Genomic DNA, 18,975 nt, shown 5'->3' with positions numbered 1-18,975 from the left:
CAGGCGCTTCGCTTTCCGCGGGGCGGGCGGTGGAGCCTCCTCGGCGCTTTAAGCGCCTGCGGGGTCTCACCTGTCCCGCTGCTCCCGCAGGAGTCTTCGCGCCTTCCACTCCAATCAACATTGTGCAAAAAATCAACATTGAGGCTTTAACACAGCCAATAAAAAAGAGAAAAAAGGTGAGTTTTGCTTGAAAATTGGGTTAGTTGTTTTCGGCATTTATCCATCAGGATTAAAGCAGTTAATTTATCATGTTATATCCGAACCATCATTCAATCATGAATTTATTGGGATTGAAATTGATCGTTATCAGGGAAAAGTAATTGAGAAACCGATACATACCGATGTTGTAAATGGATCCCAAAAACTATTAGTTAAAGGATCGCCAATATCATGCCATTCTAGTTTGTGTGATGTTATTAATGGTTTTGATGCGGTAATTGTGGTCGGAACAGCGGAAACAAAAGTATTTATGGACGACTTGATTAAAGAAGAACAAAAAACTAGATTATTATATGTTCCGGTTTCTATTATCAATGATATTCCAGGGTCTGATTCCACATTAGGCTATGATACTGCCTTAAATTCCATTGTTGAAAATGCGTTAAAAATTCAAGATACGATTCATTCAGTAAAATACGCTAAACCAAGATTATTTGGCGTACAAGTACCTGGTAATGCCCCAGACCACATGTTAGAAGAGCTGGCCGTAGCTGCAGAGGGGTATTTTGTTTCAGGAAACTTTACCGATGAGCAAATTAATAGTCTTTGTGACTCAATCAATTCAAATTTTTCACCGGACAAAACGTCATCTGTTTTATTTTACAATCATGCAATTAGTTCTAAAGATTTGAATGAAAGGGTACTTCCAAAGCTGAATGTAGATTGGAAGGCGACCACCATCGATGAGGCTTTATGTATGGGTTCACATCCTACTGCAAACGATCGAATTCTAGCTAGTAAGCTATCTGATCAGATCATCCTTTGGCTTAAAAATGGGAAGCTTACCGGGCAACTAACAGTTAAAAACGCTGAAGTTGGCTTTCAAAAATTCCTAACTAACATCTAAAAATATAGATTGTACAAGCAAGTTATGAACTTAATATAGAGGAGTGTTTTTGAATGGAAACAGTTATTACACCAAAAAATGTTGAAGAACTAGCAATTAGTACAATTCGTACTCTATCAATCGATGCGATTGAAAAGTCAAACTCTGGTCATCCAGGAATGCCAATGGGTGCAGCTCCAATGGCTTACACGCTATGGACAAAATTTATGAAACACAATCCATCCAATCCAACTTGGTTCAATCGTGATCGTTTTGTTCTGTCTGCCGGTCACGGATCGATGTTGTTATACAGCCTATTACATTTATCAGGATACGATGTATCAATGGAAGATATTAAATCCTTCAGACAATGGGGAAGTATGACTCCTGGTCATCCTGAATTCGGACATACTCCTGGAATTGATGCAACTACAGGTCCACTTGGTCAAGGGATTGCTACTGCAGTAGGGATGGCAATGGCTGAAAGACATTTAGCAACAAAGTATAATCGTGATTCTTTTGATGTGGTTGATCATTTCACCTTTGCCATTTGTGGTGACGGAGATTTAATGGAAGGTGTTTCAGCTGAAGCTTCATCACTAGCAGCGCATTTAGGATTAGGCAGATTAGTTGTTTTATATGATTCAAATGACATTTCACTTGATGGTGATTTAAACCGTTCTTTCTCTGAAAGTGTTGAAGGTCGTTACAATGCGTATGGTTGGCAAGTTCTTCGTGTTGAAGATGGAAACAGTATTGCCGAAATAGCTAAAGCGATTGAAGAAGCTAGGGCAGATACAACTCGTCCGACACTGATTGAAATTAAAACAACTATCGGATTTGGTTCACCTAATAAATCAGGTAAATCTGACTCCCACGGATCACCACTTGGTGGAACTGAAGCAGCCTTAACAAAAGCAGCATACGGCTGGGAATACCCTGAAAGTTTCTATGTACCTGAAGAAGTGTATGAGCACTTTCAAGCTACAGTAAAAACTGCTGGAGCTGCAAATGAGGCAGAATGGTCCGCATTATATGCTCAATATAAAAAAGCTTACCCTGAGTTAGCAAATGAACTTGATTTAACTATTGAAGGTAAACTACCGGAGAATTGGGAACAACAATTACCAAAATATGAAGTGGGTAAAAAAATTGCCACTCGTTCTTCATCAGGCGATGCCATTAATGCTATTTCGCAAACAGTACCAGCGTTCTTTGGTGGATCTGCTGACCTTGCTGGTTCAAATAAAACCTATATGAAAAACAAAAATGATTTTAGTAAAGCTGATTACAGTGGGAAAAATATTTGGTTTGGTGTTCGCGAATTTGCGATGGGTGCAGCGATGAATGGGATTGCCTTGCATGGCGGTTTAAAAACATTTGGGGGTACGTTCTTTGTATTCTCGGATTACCTTCGCCCAGCCATTCGTTTGGCAGCGTTAATGAAATTACCGGTGACCTATGTGTTTACTCATGACAGTATCGCTGTTGGAGAAGACGGGCCTACTCATGAACCAATCGAACAATTAGCAGCATTGCGCTCGATTCCAGGATTATCAGTGATTCGTCCTGCTGACGGTAATGAATCTACGGCAGCATGGAAATTAGCAATCGAGTCCACTAATACACCAACAACACTTGTATTATCAAGACAGGATTTGCCTATTTTAGAAGGTGCCGTAGAAGATACTTATGAAAAAGTTTCAAAAGGTGCGTATGTTCTTTCTTCAAGTAAAAAGGAAACAGCAGATGCTATCCTAATCGCAACAGGATCTGAAGTGGAGTTGGCTGTTAAGGCCCAAGCAGCACTAGCAGAAAAAGGAATCGATGTTTCTGTAGTAAGCATGCCTTCATGGGATCGTTTTGAAGCTCAAACAGAAGAGTATAAAGAAACTGTTTTACCACGAGCGATTACTAAACGCTTGGCAATTGAAATGGGAGCTTCGTTTGGATGGCACCGCTATGTTGGCTTAGAAGGGAAAATATTGGGTATTGATACGTTTGGTGCATCCGCTCCTGGCGATCAAATTATTAAAGAATTCGGTTTCACAGTAGAAAACGTAATAACTAAAGTTGAGGAACTTTTATAGTAAATAATGAAAGATGGGAGTCTTGGTCATGTTGGAAAAACGCTATTTGATAACAAGTCATGCGGGGGTTCATGCTCGTCCAGCGACAATATTAGTAAGCTCCATGGCACCTTTCCAAGCCGAAGTTTCGCTTGAATATAAAGAGAAGAAAGTTAACTTAAAGTCCATTATGGGTGTCATGTCATTAGGAATTCCAGAAGGGGCCACGATTAAAATTGCTGCTGACGGAGTGGATGAAGTCCAAGCAATAGAAAAAATTGATGAAATCATCAAAGCTAACGAATTGGGTGAGTAGGCTCAATCGGCAAAGTGTATTAAAGTATGAAGATTTAGAATATAAAAGAAAATTGTTTACAGGAAAGATGATAAAAGCTATTATATTTACGACATGTAAAAATAATAAGTAACTACTAGGGGTGCCTTAAATAGGCTGAGAAAAAAACGGCAGCGTTTTTTAACCCTTCGGACCTGATCTGGATTAAACCAGCGTAGGAAAGTAGTGGAAATGTTTCTGTAATTCTTTCACTCACTAAAGCCAGGTCCTTATTGGATCTGGCTTTTTACTATTTTATAGGCTGTATTAAAGCTCAATGTCGATTTTTTGCACAATGTTGATTGGAGTGGAAGGCGCGAGACTCCTGCGGGAGCAGCGGGACAGGTGAGACCCCGCAGGCGCTTTAGCGCCGAGGAGGCTCACCGCCCGCCCCGCGGAAAGCGAAGCGCCTGGAACGGAAATCAACATTCTAGCATTCCTGTAGAACGTTATTTTTCGAGTTTGAAAAAAATAGGGCTCCTCAGTAAGATATGAGTAAGACACCACTCAAACTCAACCTTAAGGAGGAACCCTACTTTGAAGTTTAAAATGCAAAACAAACAAAATCAACTAATAGAAAGAATTTCCGTTAAACATCTTGTTGTTGGGATAGATATTGCTCAACAATTACATGTAGCCCGAGCTGTTAATTTCCGCGGAATTGTAGTTGGTGATCCACTTACATTTACTAATAATGAAGAAGGATTTTCTAGTTTATTAAAATGGATTAATAATCTTCAAAGAATAAACAATTTAGATGAATCTATTGTTGGGATGGAACCTACTGGACACTATTGGATTAATCTTTCAAAATGGCTTTTTAAGCATAATATTGAAGTGGTAACGGTAAATCCCTATTTAGTAAAAAGAAATAAAGAAAATCGTGATAATACTCAATCTAAAAGTGATAAAAAAGATGCTTTGGTTATAGCTGATATGGTGAAAAACGGTTACTACTCTGAGGTTAGGCCTACATCTGAGTCATTTGAAAAACTTAGGGTTCTTATGTCTAATCGTGATGTAGTTGTTAAGCGTCTCGTAAGTTCTACTAACCAATTAAATCGGTGGGTAGATATTGTATTTCCCGAACTCCGACAGGTGTTTAAAGATATTACCGCTAAAGGGGCAATTGCAACCCTTCGTCTATTCCCATCCCCTGTAGAATTAGGAACTATGGAGCCCGAGGAAGTAATAATGGGTTGGAAATCAATCATGAAGAGACAACCTGGTTTAAAAAAGGCACTATTACTCATTCAGGTAGCTGGAAAATCAGTTGGAACAAAGCAAGCACTTGATGCTTATAAATTTCATTTGGAACAATTATTAGAGGAATATGATTTAGCTTTAAAACAACTCGAAAGAGTGGAGGAACAAGTTACTGATGCTCTATTAAAGATCCCTTTCGCTTATAAATTACTTGCCATTAAAGGCATTAGTGTAATTTCATTGGCAGGTATTTTAGGTGAGGCAGGAGATTTAAGTGGTTTTTCTCATGGGAATTCTTTGCTTCGCCATGCTGGATTACACTTAGCTGAAGCAAGTTCAGGGAAGTGGAAAGGTCAAATTGTCATCTCTAAGCGAGGAAGGTCTAGACTACGACGTTTCCTATATTTAGCTACAATGAGTCTTGTAGCGAATAATCCGGAATTTAAAGCAATTCACTCCTATAATGTAAAAGTAAAAAAGATGAAGAAAATGAAGTCAATCATGAAATTGATTGGGAAACTTGCGAGGATTTTTGTGGGCATCGCTCGCCGAAATGAGTTCTACTGTCCTGAAAAAGTTAACCACATTATTGTGTTGGCAGCATAGTTACGATAGAACCTTGAACTAAATCTGATTTCTTAAATGTGACACCAAAAATAAATTAGATAACAGAATTGTATAAACCGAATGCTGGCTTATTCGCAGGATAATAAATATGTACGGAGTACCAGATTTGTTAAACAAAAGGGCATAGACCCATTAATCTAGCTTGACTGGCCTCCACCCCTTGGGTAGGCATGACGAAGGAATGAAAGGGCAATTGACCCGTTGAGACATGGGAGGGAAAGCCTCCAGGGGCGGCGTGGAGCATGTACATCACATGGTAAAAATTGGGGTTATTATTTATCCCTTTATTTCACTATGCCTCCACGAGCCAATAATGATCTGAATTCATTCCACTTAACTGTTAATTCAAAATATGGGACTATGAAATCCTGCGAATTAGCGAGCATTCGGGAGAAAATCGCATTAAACTGAGGGAGTTTAACAGAGCCAATTATAAGGAGAAATGAAAATGAACAAGGAAAAGGTTGTTGAGTTATTGGAGCAAGTTAGAAAACAAAACCCGCTCATTCATAATATTACCAACGTGGTGGTAACAAATTTTACTGCAAATGGCCTTTTGGCTCTTGGTGCCTCTCCAGTTATGGCAGATAGTCGAAAAGAAGTTGCAGACATGGTGAAAATTGCGAAAGCACTTGTTATAAATATGGGAACTCTTAATGAAAGAACCGTAGAGGCGATGCACATTGCTGGTAAAGCAGCAAATGAGCAAGGCATACCCGTTGTGTTAGATCCAGTTGGTGCGGGGGCGACACCCTACCGTACCGAAACTGCACGAAAATTAATTGAAGACGTTAACTTTTCAATCATTAGGGGCAATGCTGCCGAGGTTGCCAATGTGGCAGGAGAAAATTGGATTGTGAAAGGAGTAGATGCAGGAAATTCCCAGGGGAATGTCACGGATTTAGTCGTTTCCACTGCAAAAAAACTAAACACCGTCGTGATCGCAACCGGGAAGGATGACGTGGTTTCAGACGGAGAAACTACCTATGTCATTCAAAATGGCCATCCAATCCTGACAAGGGTAACGGGTACAGGTTGTCTATTAACCTCTGTTATTGCAGCATTTGCTGCTGTTGAAAAGGACTTGATGGTTGCTTCAGTTGCTGCTTTATCTTTTTATGGAATCGCTGCAGAAATCGCGGCAGAGAAAACCGCTCATAGTGGACCTGGAAGCTTTCAAATTGAATTATTAAATCAGCTTTATCAGGCTTCATCCTCTGAAATTATGGAATTTAGTAGATTTGAAAAGATTTAGAGAGAAGGTAATTTTACAATGGTGACTAAGAAGGCTTTAACGATAGCAGGCTCAGATAGTGGCGGCGGAGCAGGGATTCAAGCGGACCTTAAAACGTTCCAAGAATTAGGTGTGTTTGGGATGTCGGCGCTAACAGCTGTTACAGCCCAAAATACATTAGGTGTTCATGGTGTCTATCCGCTAACAGCAGAAGCGGTTTCCCGACAGATTCAAGCGATTGGTGAAGATATGGGGGCCGACGCTGTAAAGACAGGAATGTTATTTAACGCGGAAATTATTGAAGCTGTATCTGAAAAAATCAGGACTTATCAGTGGGGAAAAGTTGTTGTTGATCCAGTGATGATCGCAAAAGGGGGAGCTTCGCTACTGCAAAATGAGGCCATCACTGCGCTAAAAAGACATTTGTTGCCGCTCTCGATGATAGTGACTCCCAATATTCCCGAAGCAGAAGTACTGACAGGGATGAAAATCCAAACTCTTGATGATAAAAAAGAGGCTGCTAGAAAACTAGTAGATTTAGGAGCGAAGCATGTTGTCCTTAAGGGTGGCCATGATGAGGATCCACATGAAGCGGTTGATGTATTATTTGATGGACAAGAGTTTATTTATTTTAAAAGTAAAAGGGCATTAACAAAAAATACTCATGGAACAGGCTGCACTTTTTCGGCGGCAATTACCGCAGAACTTGCACAAGGGAAAAGTGTCTACGAGGCTGTTGCCAAAGCGAAGGATTTTATCCAAGCTGCAATTGAAGATGATCTCCATATTGGGCAGGGCCATGGGCCGACAAATCATTGGGCTTATAAAAGAAGATTAGGTAAGGAGTAGTGATGCTTACGTGGCGCGGATTCATAGTGAAAAATTAAAAGAGCTTTTACAGGTTTATTTTATCGTAGGTAGTATGAATTGTTCGAAACAGCCTGCAGAAGTGTTAGCTGAGGCAATAGCTGGGGGGATTTCTCTTTTTCAATTCCGTGAGAAAGGAACGGGATCGCTTATCGGGGCAGAAAAGCTCGAATTAGCCTATGAACTTCAAAGTATTTGCCGAGAGAATCAAATTCCGTTTATTGTTAATGATGATGTGGATTTAGCCCTCTTGCTCGATGCTGACGGTGTTCATATTGGTCAGGAGGATGAATCAATTAAAACAGTAAGGAATCGAATTGGTGATAAAATCCTTGGTGTTTCAGCACACTCCCTTGCTGAAGCAGAAATTGCCATGCGATATGGGGCAGACTATCTTGGGCTTGGTCCGGTGTTTCCTACGAAAACAAAAGAAGACGCTAAGGAGGCTGCCGGATTTACGCTTATCCAAACGTTAAGGCAAACGGGTTTTAACATTCCGATTGTTGGAATCGGGGGGATCAATCATGAAAATAGTGCATCTGTATTTCAAGCTGGGGCAGATGGAGTAGCCGTAATTAGTGCGATTAGTGCAGCAGATTCGGTAAGGGAAGCGGCTAGGAAAATAAGAAATCTTGTTTCATATAAGTAAAGATGGAGGGAGCGAACTCAATTCGTTCCTTATTTTTTTGAAAATAAAGACTGAAAATTTTAAAAATGTTATATTAAAACAATAAAAATGAAATGACTTTTAAAATGAATCATTTATATGGCAAAGAGTTATTGAATCGGAATTAAAAAGAAGGAGGGTTTCAAGTTTGAATTCATTTAAAGGAAATTATCCTTATTTACTGCTTATTCTTGCGAATATGATTTGGGGTGGAAATTTTGTCATCGGTCGTGTTGCAGCAGATTACTTTCCGCCGCTAACTTTTTCGCTACTAAGATGGCTTTTGGCATTTCTAGTATTGTCGCTATTTATGAGAAATCGTCTTAAATCAGATTGGCGTATTCTTAGGAATCATAAATGGATTTTGCTGTTACTATCTGTAACGGGAATTGCAGGCTACAATACAATCATTTACTTTTCATTACACTATACAACCTCAATTAATGCCGCGGTTGTGAATTCAACAACCCCGTTGTTTATCACCTTTTTTTCTGTATTCATTCTTAAAGAAAAACTCAACTCTTACCAAGGTGTTGGAATTATTGTATCGATCATTGGAGTTGCGTTTATCCTCTCAAAAGGTGCTTTACAGTCATTACAATCTTTTTCTTTTAACCAAGGAGATTTGTTTGTAGTGGTCGCAGTGATTTTTTGGGCAATTTATTCAGTCATTATTAAAAAGTATTCTACTGTCTTGCCAACCCTTACTACTTTATACATCACTTCATTTGTTGGTGTACTGTTTTTGCTCCCTTTGAGCTTGTTGGAATTAAACCATTCAAACCAGTCCGTTTTAATTCAGCCCTTTTCCGTATTCATCATTCTTTATGTAGGTATTTTAGCATCAATTATTGCCTTTCTTTCCTGGAATATTGGAGTATCAAAAATAGGTGCATCTAAGTCTGGTGTTTTTCTAAACTTGCTACCAGTATTTGCAACCATTTTTGCGACAGTATTTACTGATGAAAATTTGTACTGGTATCAAATTGTGGGGGGATTCATCGTTGTTTCCGGTGTGATTCTTTCCTCAAAAAAATCAAAGGGGAATTCTAAACACGAAAAGGCAAAACATTCAAATTATCATTCCTTAAAGGCAGATTAATATTCGTCAAAATTAATCTGTCCAGTTGGTGATACATATTGAATAGCTTCAAGTTAAATGAAATAATAAAATAACTATATAAAAAATAGTAATTAATTAGGAGGATTCCCTTTATTGGAAAATAGAATTAGGGAATTTAGGAGATTGGTTCTATAGTTCTACTTAAAGGGGTTTTCATCGATGTATTGGTTTACTCTGTTGTTTCCTTTACTAATCTACCCATGGGGGATTGAACGATATTATACGATGCCCAAGTATTATTATTTGGAAGTATTCGTTTTATGTACTTGGCTATATATTGTTTTTAAAAGGAAGTCATGGAAACCTAATTTTATAGAACCATATTTATCAATTGAAATAATTGTGATCATTTTTTTATGTTTAGTGGGAATTTCCACTATTTTTTCAGTAAATCCAGTGGTGTCCGTCTATGGTAAGCTAAACCGTTATGAAGGACTTTTGGCTTTCACCTCTTATTGTAGCGTCTTACTATTTTCATATCGGCTTATCAATGAACAAAAATTAAAAAAAGTGATGTCGGAAATGGCGATCGTGTCTGTAATTGTTTCGATTTATGGAATCTTACAGCATTATTTCTTAGATTTCCTGCCCAGAACTCCGATGTATTATAACGAAGTACGGAGCTACGCTTTTTTTGATAACCCCAATTTTTTTGGCTCTTACCTTGTTTTAGTGATCATGTTAACGATTTCGGTTTATTTAAATGCTCAGAAAAAATCCCGTTCATCCTTTTATTTAATTACAATTAGCTTAGCTTTTATCGCGCTCCTTTTTTCTGGGACGAGAAGTGGTTGGGTAGGGGTATTTTGTGGAATAATATTTGTCTCTTTCTTTGTGATTATGAAGAGAAAATATCTTTGGAAGAAATGGGCAACATTATTAATTACGTTAACCCTTTTAGTAGTCTTGATTAATATTGCTGAAAAAGGGAGTCTTTACAATCGGGTCGGTACACTCTTTTCTGATTCCTATCGTATTGTTACTGATAAAAGTACGGGCGAAGAGGGTTCTTTCCGCTTGTTTATATGGAAAAAATCGTTACCGTTAGTCCCGAAATATTTCTGGGTTGGTTCAGGGCCAGACACTTTTGCCTATGTATTCCCAAATGATCAGGAAAAGAAGGGGTTTTTCGGTGATATGATTGTCGATAAAGCTCATAATGAGTATTTACAAATGGCAATTACATTGGGTGTCCCGGCACTTTTAACGTATCTATATTTACTATTTGTTATTTTAAGAAATGCCTTTAAAGCCGTTAAAAATGTTCAGATGGACAAGGAGAAAATCCTCCTGTACGGTTTAATTTCAGCGATCTTTTCCTACCTTGTTCAAGCATTTTTTAATATAAGCACAGTTCCCGTAGCCCCAATATTTTGGGCTGTTTTAGGAATGACGATGGCAGTATCAACCTTGTATCTGAATATTGAAGTGAAGCAAGATTCGGGTGAGGAAACTAGAGAGAGTCAGAAATAAAAGCCAAACTACATAAAAGAAAGAGGTATCGGAACAAAGTGCAGACATGATTTAATACACTTTGTTTCAATACCTCTTTTTGAATTAGATTATATGATTTATCTTTGTGTTACTTGAGTAATTACATTTTTTAAATTTTTGCCAATCTCAATAAGGCTCTCTATTCCAGCCTCTAAGTTTTGTTTCCATTTTGGACTTTCTTCTTTTATTATGCCTTCAATCTCCTGCGCTTTTTTCTTCACTTCTTCTGTTTTATCTTTAATGACCTTTTGGGTGTAATCTTTTTTAGCTAGCTGTGCGTTTACGGATTCTGCATCAAATTTCCCTTGTTCTACATAGGGAAGCGACTGCTCCATAATAGCTCTAAAGATTGGTACTACTGTATCTGAGCTACTGTTGGGTAAATAATGCTCACGATCGGTCATGTCATAGCCAAGCCATACCGCACCGACAAGATTTGGCGTATACCCAACAAACCACTGATCTTTTGTCCCATTTATATCGTTGTAGGGAAGCTGAGTTGAGCCTGTTTTTCCGGCAATTTGAACATTGGTCATCTTTGTTCGTTGTCCGGTGCCTGTTTCAACTACATTTAGTAACATGGAGGTCATGTCATCCGCAACTTGTTTGGACGTAACTTTTTTTGTTTCCTCTTTTCTTTCAGCAATAACGGTACCAGTAGGACCGACAATTTTTATGATAAAATGGCTGTCTGTCCGTTTTCCTCCGTTTGGAAAAGTAGAATAGGCTTCAGCCATTTCCTGAGGTGAAACCCCTTTATGCATCCCACCGAGAGCAACTGCTAGGTGCTCGTCTTCCTTTTCATACGGAATCCCAAACCTCTTCAAAGAATCGAGACCTTTTTCTAAACCAATTTTATTTAAAAGCCAAACAGCTGGTAGATTGACAGAGTTCTCAACAGCTTTGTACATCGGGATTTCTCCTTGATAGGTTTTTGAGGCGTTCTCCGGATGATAGCTGCTAAATGACATCGGTTTATCTACCAGCATCGAAGTAGCCTCATACCCCTCTTCAAGAGCCGGGGTGTAAACAGCTAATGGTTTTAACGTTGATCCCGGTTGAGCCTTTAATTGAGTAGCACGATTGAAGCCGCGAAACACATAGCCCCCTCGTCCACCGATTACACCGCGGATTCCGCCAGAGCTCGCATCGAGTAGAACGGCACCACTTTGAACTAAAGTCGAGCTGTCTCTATTTTTTGGAAATAAAGCGGTTCTTGCGTAAACTTTTTCAAGGGAAGATTGGATATTTTGATCCATTTCAGTGTAAATCCGATACCCTCTTGTTAAAATTTCATCTTGAGTAAGTCCGTATTTAGAAATGGCTTCATTTAAAACAGCGTCAACATAATAGGGATACTTACGTTCAATATAACTTCCGCCGCCGTCTTCTAATTTAATGTTTTCGTTGATGGCGGTGTTATATTCGGTTTTCGAAATCATGCCCAATTCCTTCATTTTACCTAAGACAATATTGCGTCTTTTAATGGCTCTGTCGTAGTGGTTGTATGGATCTAAAGCGGATGGAGACTGCAATAATCCAGCTAAAAGAGCCGCTTCACTGATCGATACCTGTTCAATCGGTTTATTATAGTATTTTTCTGATGCATGACCAATTCCCCAAGCGCCACTCCCAAAATACACTTGATTTAAATACATTTGGAGGATTTCGTCCTTTTTGTAATACTTTTCGATTTCTACTGCCAGGAACAATTCCTCAATTTTCCGTTTATAGGTTTGTTCTGGTGATAGGAGGGCATTCTTCGTTAACTGTTGAGTAATGGTACTGCCACCACCCGTTATACTTAACGAAAATAAATTGCTAAAAAAGGCCCGAGCTATCCCCCTAATATCAAAACCATTATGTTCGTAAAAGCGTTCATCTTCAATGGCAACAACGGCATTTTTAACATGGTTAGGGAGTTCTTCAATCTTTACCCCTTCGGTTCGATTGGTTGATAAAGTCGTGGCGTTTTCCCCGTCCTTGTCGTAAATAATCGTTGACTGCTCCAGGCCGTCTTTTAATGTTTGAACATTAGCCCTGCTAGCCATAAAAGCAAAAAATAAAATGGTCAGTAAAACCGCGGTTAAACAAAGTAATAAAAAAAATTGGGTGATATGGTTTTTTCTCCAAAAACGGATGAGAGCTGCTTGTAAAGAATGAAATAATTGCATGATTGTTCTCCAGACCTAATGATAGTAATTTTTCTACTTCATTCATTTTACTCTCAATATCTTCATCTTGGCAAAAACAAACTAGAAAAATATGATGTTACTCGTGCGTTAAAACATTAATACAACAAAAGGTGCCTGACCCCCAGTACGGGAACGCATTACTGCACTGGGGGTCAGGCACTTTTTTTCTTCTTATTTAAGCCCGGTCCAATCGGTAAATAGACCACTTCCGTTGCAGCCCGGACATTCGGATGGATTGGAGTAGTAAACAAATTCATTCGCAGGGTAGGAATGATAGCCTCTTCCATTGCAGTCAGGGCATTTATTTTGTGATTCCATATTAGAGACATGATTTTCATACCTTGAGACCTTCCATTGGTTGTACGCCTCAAATAATCCCATGTTTTGTTCTCACCTCTACAAGTTTTTCTTATTATTTATTCTAAATGGGAATTTTATACTATTTAGGTTGGGTCAATTTCTATTTTGTGCTGCCTTCTTGTATAATAAAATTAATTAGTAAACCGAAATATAATGAGGTAGACTATTCTTGGAAGCTACAAAGAGAGAAGGGCATTTATGAATCAACCATTAACGAAAGAAAAGATAAATATTAATAATAAAGAAAATGAAAAGATATGGACTAAAGATTTTGTACGAATCCTTTTTGCAAACTTTTTTGTATTTCTAGGATTTCAAATGACCCTGCCAACCATCCCACTTTTTGTGGAGCACTTAGGGGGGAATGATCAATTAATCGGATTTGTTGTCGGGATATTCACTTTTTCGGCTTTGCTGCTACGTCCATTTGCTGGTCATGCTTTGGAATCGAAGGGGAGAAGGTTTGTATATTTATTTGGAATGTCCATTTTTGTTGTATCTGTCGGGTCATATGGATTTGCGATGGGGATTACCTTTCTATTTGTGATGCGAATAGTTCAAGGGGTTGGATGGGGCTTTTCGACGACTGCATCAGGTACCATCGCAACGGATCTGATCCCCCAAAGTAGGCGTGGGGAAGGGATGGGTTATTATGGTTTATCCGGAAATCTTGCAATGGCAATGGGACCTTCGTTGGGTTTAGCTATAGCTGGAATAATGACCTTCAAGCAATTGTTTTTAATCTGTGCAGGTCTTGGCATAACAGCTTTTCTTTTAGCATCCACGATAAAATTTAAAAAAGTGGAGAAACACCAGCAAAATACGGTTACAAGAAAGTTGGATCTTTACGAAAAAAGTGCATTGCCACCATCCATTCTTTTATTTTTCATCACGATCACTTTCGGGGGTATTGCCACGTTCCTCCCATTATATACTGCACAAAAAGGAATATCGGGAATACAATGGTATTTTCTTTTCTATGCGCTATCGCTAATGGTAAGCCGATTTTTTGCTGGACAATTATACGATCGAAAAGGGCATCAAGCCGTTTTCATTCCTGGTACTGTTTTAGTCATGGGGGCAATGGTTTTGTTGGCGTGGCTTCCTAATAGCATGGTTCTTTATTGTGCTGCCATTCTATACGGACTTGGATTTGGAACCGTTCAACCAGCTTTGCAGGCTTGGTCTGTTGAAAGGGCCCCGATACACCGAAAGGGAATGGCTAATGCTACCTTCTTCTCCTTTTTTGATTTAGGAATAGGGGTTGGTGCTATGGCGTTTGGGCAAATCGGGCACCTGTTTGGATATGATAGTATCTACATTACGTCAGCAATGTCAGTATTAATTGCGATCCTTCTATATATTATTTTTTTAATGAAAAAACGTGAGAACTAAGCCGTGCCTGACCCAATGGGAAAACGTAAAAACGCTTCTTTGTGGTCAGGTGTATTTTTCAAGGATTTAGGATTTTAATGTTACAATGGTGAAATATGTTGTAATGATTGACCCTTTTTTTGATGAGATTGGTTATGTTTGGGAGATTTAGTGTCATGGAGGATCATTCCAATTTTTTTAGGAAAGCTGTTGTGGTAAGACATAAACAGCCTATTTTATTCCTACCAAATTTTGGTGAATGAATAAGGATATTACAGATGGTAGCCTACTAGTAGAGCGATAAACAAGAATACTAGGAGGTTATCAAATGAAAAACATAAAAAAACTAGTTATTACAACGGTCCTATCACTTTCAGTATCATTATTTACAATAAATCATCAATCAGAAGCTGCTTCATCCTACCAAGTACAATCAGGTGATTCTTACTGGAAGATTGCAACCAAATACGGTGTTCCTGTTGCAAATATTAAAAAGACGAATAATAAAACAAGTGATTTAATCTATCCAGGACAAAGTCTAGTAATCCCTGATTCTACGATTACACCAGTAGAAAAAGATATGATGGCAAGACTAGTAAATGCCGAAGCAAAAGGTGAACCATATGCAGGGAAGGTTGCAGTTGCAACTGTTATCTTAAATAGAGTGGATAGTCCAGATTTCCCTAATACGGTAAAAGAGGTAATTTACCAAAAGTCAAACGGGTATTATGCATTTACACCGGTTCAAAATGGCGCGATTAACCAAGCAGCCGATGCATCAGCAAAACAAGCAGTAAACGAAGCGTTGGCATTTAGAGGTCAAGGCAAAGGTTCTTTATTTTTCTATAACCCTAATAAAGCAGTAAGTCAGTGGATTTTTTCTCGTGAAGTAACAGTTACAATCGGGAACCATCGATTTGCAAAATAAAATAGTATATAAGAGTGCCTGACCCTATATCGGAATAGAGGTCAGGCACTTTTTTTACACTTTAGTTTTTCTGGAACACAATGTCCCTTTATCCCAAAAGCCTTTTTCGGAACAGCCGATACAAGCTGCTCCAGCCATTATAGGAGAACCCAATCCGCCATTCCAGCCCATACATTCACACGAGTTAAACGTGGACGGTCCTCTACAGCCTAACTTAAACAAACAATAGTCCTTATGTGCTCCTTCGTCATCGTATGACTCAACAAATAGCTTTTGATCAAAGTAAGGCTTCCGATGACACTGTTGATGGACAGTATATTGATAAAACTTTTTGGGGCGTCCCTTTTTATCTAATTCGGGAAGACATCCATTTGTATGTATGTGAAGAAGAGTACCTACCATTATTTCGGCAATAGGAGGACAACCTGGGATCAAAGCGATTGGAACATCTTTAATTAACTCTGTTATTGGTACTGCCCCGGTCGGATTTGGTGAAGCTGCAGCAATTCCGCCCCAAGAGGAACAACTACCAAACGCTAGTATGGCTTTCGCATGGTGGGCAGCATGAAGAATATCTTCTTTAATTGAGTGGCCACCGACAGTTAAAAAGTCATCGGACTCTGGAATACTCCCCTCTATGATCAAGATATATTCTCCCTTATTTTCTTCAATAACTTTGTCCTTATGTTTTTCTAATTGTTCGCCACTGGCAATGGACAAAAGCTCACTATACTCGAGAGAAATCAAGTCCTGTAGGAGGTCATTAATATTAACAAATGCGGAACGGATAAAGGATTCAAGGCAACCTGTACAATCTTGAGCACTCATCCATAGAACTGGTAACCGATTCTTATTTGATAAATTTCTTAGCTCAACTTGATTTATGCCGAGTAAGCTTTCAAAGTCTGGTTCACTCGAAAGCATGTCATTCATGCGATATCCTCCTTAAAAAATGGCTGTTTTCGTAACCTTTGTTGCTATTTACTAAAAAAAAGAGTGGTTGATTTCCGCTCCAGGATGCTCGCGCACCTTAGGGGCGGGCGGTGAGCCTCCTCGGCGCTAAAGCGCCTGTGGGGTCTCACCTGTCCCGCTGCTCCCGCAGGAGTCTCGCACCTTACGCTCCAATCAGCTTTCTTTTAAGAGGTTCCCTTTCCAAAAAGCTATTAAAAAAACAACAATCTTTTAGAAAATCCCCCAAAAATAAACAGACCTGACCCCTTAAGCGGAAATGTTTCATCGCTAAGAGGTTCAGGCACTATATTTTAACTATATTGCGGACGAAGTTTAGAACGTTTATTCACGTGTTGTTCTGCGCTTAATGCAGCGATTGCTCCATCAGCAGCAGAAATAACCGCTTGTTTAATCGGAGTTCTTCTGGCATCTCCACCAGCAAATACCCCATCAACACTTGTGCGAAGAAGATCGTCGACCAAAATATAGCCTTCCTCATCCCGTTTGATTGCATCTTTCAAAAAGTCAGTTCCAGGCTTCATTCCGCCTAGGTACAAGAAAACTCCATCAACATCCCAAACTTGCTCCGTTTTATTATTATCAAGGATAACAAGTTTCTCAACGCTATCTGTACCTTTGATTTCTCTTAAACGGAAACGTTTGTAGATTTCCACATTTGGTTTGCTTTCAAGTATAGTTAGGTCTGTATCTCCCTTAACATGTTCAGTCGGAATTAACAATTTCACAGTCTTACAATATTTCGCGAGCGTTTCAGCCTCATGGATCGCTTCATCGTTATCACCTACAACGGCAACAATTCGATCCTGATAAAAGGCTGCGTCGCATGTGGAACAATAACTTACGCCACGACCAGTAAATTCTTCTTCTCCGGTAATTTTGCTTGATGGAGCCTTCGCACCAACTGCAATAAAAACACTTTTCGCTTGGATGGTTCCTTCTGCAACCACAATTTTTTTTAGGTCCTCTGAAAAATCAATCGAAAGGACGGTTGATCGGACAAATTCTGCTCCAAAATCGTTTGCTTGGGCTTGCATACGATTTAAAAGTTCCAGTCCCGTAACTTCTTCACGAACGCCGGGATAATTGGCGATTTTGTGAGTAATCGCAAGCGTACCGGCTTTAGGTGCTTTGTCGATAACAAGTGTTTTTAACTTTCCTCGTGCGGCATAGACCGCTGCCGAAGCTCCTGCAGGACCGCCTCCGATAGTTACTAGGTCATATACCTGGCCTAATACTTCAGCTGTAACTGGTTTGAAAACTGAGTCTGAATCTATTTTTTCAGGTGCTGGGGCATTTGTAACTGGGAGGGATAGTTCCTCAGAAATTTCCAATAGTTTTTTGAACTTTTTCAGTTGGAATCCTAAAACTAGTTTTCCGTCTATTAAAGTTGCTGGAGTACCCATTATTTTACGTTCTCTTAATTCATCGAAATATTGTTTGTGAACGGAGGCGTTCCGTTCTTCATATTCAATTCCCCAATCCTTAAGTTGTGCTTTTACCTTTTCACAATGTGGGCAGCCTGTACTACTATACACAATTACTTCATGAACTGACATATTCAACATCTCCAATCCTAAGTAGGTCAATGGACTATTATTACATTATGGTTTACTTATAATTAGGCTGTGTTAAACTAGAATGTTGATTTCCGTTCCAGGCACTCGCTTTCCGCGGGGCGGGCGGTGAGCCTCCTCGGCACTAAGCGCCTGTGGGGTCTCACCTGTCCCGCTGCTCCCGCAGGAGTCTTCGCGCCTTCCACTCCAATCAACATTGTGCAAAAAATCAACATTGAGCTTTAACGCAGCTTATAATTAAAATAATAATATTTAGTTACATGAAAGTCAATATCTTTTAATAATAATTATAAATAAGGTAACTGGAGGTTAAAAAAAGTCCAACATATGATCATGTTGGACAAAGGGATTAGGTCTAAATATTTAAACAGCTTTACCAAGATATGCTGTAAGCATCCAAATATGCTTTTCAAGCCCAGAGTGGATTGCAAGAAGCATATCTCCAGTTGTTTCGTCGTTTAATTCACTAGCTAAGCTCATGGCTTCTTTTAATTCACCAGTGATCAAAGTAAAATCACTAATAATAGCCTGAACCATTTCATGGGATGATTCTGTGCCAGTGGCTTCCTTAATAGATGCAGTTTCAAGATTTTCTTTCATCGTCGCAACTGGTTTTCCACCAATAGAGAGTAAACGTTCAGCGATGACATCTACGTGTAGGCCAGCTTCATTATAAAGTTCCTCAAATTTGATATGTAAAGTGAAAAATTGCTCACCTTTTACATACCAATGGAAATTATGGAGTTTAGTGTACAATACGGACCAATTGGCAATTTGTTTGTTAAGGACTGTTGCAAGTTGTTGTTTCATAGGAATTCCTCCTTAATTTTGGTGTACCTATATTAATTCTAATAAAAGGGAGATTCTCCTCTTTCAAATTGCACAACTGTTTGTCTAGTTTGTGAC

Annotated in this window: 16 protein-coding genes and 1 riboswitch; of the genes, 11 read left to right on the top strand and 5 right to left on the bottom strand. The window is 39.1% G+C overall.

The genetic code is table 11. The features are described 5' to 3' along the window. The first annotated feature begins 187 nt into the window (after nucleotides 1-187). The 9 genes from B1NLA3E_RS19175 to B1NLA3E_RS19135 all read left to right on the top strand — a co-directional run bounded on the left by B1NLA3E_RS19175 (nucleotide 188) and on the right by B1NLA3E_RS19135 (nucleotide 10,645). Complete coding sequence (locus B1NLA3E_RS19175; RefSeq protein WP_015595470.1) at nucleotides 188-1,066, top strand: 6-phosphofructokinase; 879 nt, start codon at nucleotides 188-190, stop codon at nucleotides 1,064-1,066. Between the two features lie 53 nt (nucleotides 1,067-1,119). Then, nucleotides 1,120-3,135 (top strand): transketolase, encoded by a 2,016-nt coding sequence (gene tkt / locus B1NLA3E_RS19170; RefSeq protein ID WP_015595469.1) that lies wholly within the window; start codon nucleotides 1,120-1,122, stop codon nucleotides 3,133-3,135. Between the two features lie 28 nt (nucleotides 3,136-3,163). Beyond that, nucleotides 3,164-3,430, top strand: a complete 267-nt coding sequence (locus B1NLA3E_RS19165) for a phosphocarrier protein HPr (protein ID WP_041580693.1) — start codon at nucleotides 3,164-3,166, stop codon at nucleotides 3,428-3,430. Nucleotides 3,431-3,537: 107 nt separating this feature from the next. After that, a riboswitch (TPP riboswitch) is annotated at nucleotides 3,538-3,647 on the top strand. A 338-nt stretch (nucleotides 3,648-3,985) separates the two neighbouring features. Further along, nucleotides 3,986-5,260: an IS110 family transposase gene (locus B1NLA3E_RS19160; protein ID WP_015592437.1), complete on the top strand. Its 1,275-nt coding sequence runs from the start codon at nucleotides 3,986-3,988 to the stop codon at nucleotides 5,258-5,260. A gap of 469 nt (nucleotides 5,261-5,729) precedes the next feature. Then, on the top strand, nucleotides 5,730-6,536 hold the full coding sequence (thiM, locus tag B1NLA3E_RS19155; RefSeq protein WP_015595467.1) for a hydroxyethylthiazole kinase: 807 nt from the start codon (nucleotides 5,730-5,732) through the stop codon (nucleotides 6,534-6,536). 18 nt (nucleotides 6,537-6,554) lie between these two features. Then, nucleotides 6,555-7,364: a bifunctional hydroxymethylpyrimidine kinase/phosphomethylpyrimidine kinase gene (gene thiD, locus B1NLA3E_RS19150; RefSeq protein ID WP_015595466.1), complete on the top strand. Its 810-nt coding sequence runs from the start codon at nucleotides 6,555-6,557 to the stop codon at nucleotides 7,362-7,364. Between the two features lie 10 nt (nucleotides 7,365-7,374). Beyond that, nucleotides 7,375-8,031, top strand: a complete 657-nt coding sequence (gene thiE / locus B1NLA3E_RS19145) for a thiamine phosphate synthase (RefSeq protein ID WP_015595465.1) — start codon at nucleotides 7,375-7,377, stop codon at nucleotides 8,029-8,031. A 166-nt stretch (nucleotides 8,032-8,197) separates the two neighbouring features. After that, a complete protein-coding gene (locus tag B1NLA3E_RS19140) occupies nucleotides 8,198-9,151 on the top strand; it encodes a DMT family transporter (RefSeq protein ID WP_015595464.1) in 954 nt (317 codons plus the stop codon). A gap of 180 nt (nucleotides 9,152-9,331) precedes the next feature. Next, on the top strand, nucleotides 9,332-10,645 hold the full coding sequence (locus B1NLA3E_RS19135; protein ID WP_041580692.1) for an O-antigen ligase family protein: 1,314 nt from the start codon (nucleotides 9,332-9,334) through the stop codon (nucleotides 10,643-10,645). A 98-nt stretch (nucleotides 10,646-10,743) separates the two neighbouring features. On the opposite strand, the gene B1NLA3E_RS19130 is transcribed toward B1NLA3E_RS19135, so the two are convergent. Together B1NLA3E_RS19130 and B1NLA3E_RS19125 are read right to left on the bottom strand one after the other, a co-directional pair. Further along, nucleotides 10,744-12,840: a transglycosylase domain-containing protein gene (locus B1NLA3E_RS19130; RefSeq protein WP_015595462.1), complete on the bottom strand. Its 2,097-nt coding sequence runs from the start codon at nucleotides 12,838-12,840 to the stop codon at nucleotides 10,744-10,746. 173 nt (nucleotides 12,841-13,013) lie between these two features. Further along, on the bottom strand, nucleotides 13,014-13,199 hold the full coding sequence (locus B1NLA3E_RS19125) for a hypothetical protein (RefSeq protein WP_041580691.1): 186 nt from the start codon (nucleotides 13,197-13,199) through the stop codon (nucleotides 13,014-13,016). Nucleotides 13,200-13,419: 220 nt separating this feature from the next. Here B1NLA3E_RS19125 and B1NLA3E_RS19120 point away from each other — a divergent pair, with 220 nt between their 5' ends. Continuing rightward, entirely contained in the window at nucleotides 13,420-14,616 is a 1,197-nt protein-coding gene (locus B1NLA3E_RS19120; protein ID WP_015595460.1) for an MFS transporter, read from the top strand. A gap of 307 nt (nucleotides 14,617-14,923) precedes the next feature. Beyond that, nucleotides 14,924-15,523, top strand: a complete 600-nt coding sequence (locus B1NLA3E_RS19115) for a cell wall hydrolase (protein ID WP_015595459.1) — start codon at nucleotides 14,924-14,926, stop codon at nucleotides 15,521-15,523. A gap of 54 nt (nucleotides 15,524-15,577) precedes the next feature. Here B1NLA3E_RS19115 and B1NLA3E_RS19110 read toward each other — a convergent pair whose 3' ends face one another. The 3 genes from B1NLA3E_RS19110 to B1NLA3E_RS19100 form a co-directional block, all read right to left on the bottom strand. Further along, nucleotides 15,578-16,456, bottom strand: coding sequence for a hydrogenase small subunit (locus B1NLA3E_RS19110; protein WP_015595458.1), 879 nt, complete (start codon nucleotides 16,454-16,456; stop codon nucleotides 15,578-15,580). A 329-nt stretch (nucleotides 16,457-16,785) separates the two neighbouring features. Next, nucleotides 16,786-18,051 carry an FAD-dependent oxidoreductase gene (locus B1NLA3E_RS19105; RefSeq protein WP_015595457.1) on the bottom strand — a complete coding sequence of 422 codons (1,266 nt, stop codon included), beginning with the start codon at nucleotides 18,049-18,051 and terminating at the stop codon, nucleotides 16,786-16,788. A 381-nt stretch (nucleotides 18,052-18,432) separates the two neighbouring features. Further along, the gene (locus B1NLA3E_RS19100) at nucleotides 18,433-18,879 is read right to left on the bottom strand and encodes a Dps family protein (RefSeq protein ID WP_015595456.1); all 447 of its coding nucleotides are present in this window, start codon (nucleotides 18,877-18,879) and stop codon (nucleotides 18,433-18,435) included. Between the last annotated feature and the right edge of the window lie 96 nt (nucleotides 18,880-18,975).

Source organism: Bacillus sp. 1NLA3E (assembly GCF_000242895.2).
GTDB lineage: Bacteria > Bacillota > Bacilli > Bacillales > Cytobacillaceae > Bacillus_BU.
Note: the sequence above shows the minus strand (reverse complement) of the source record. Positions and strands in the feature narration are given on the sequence as shown.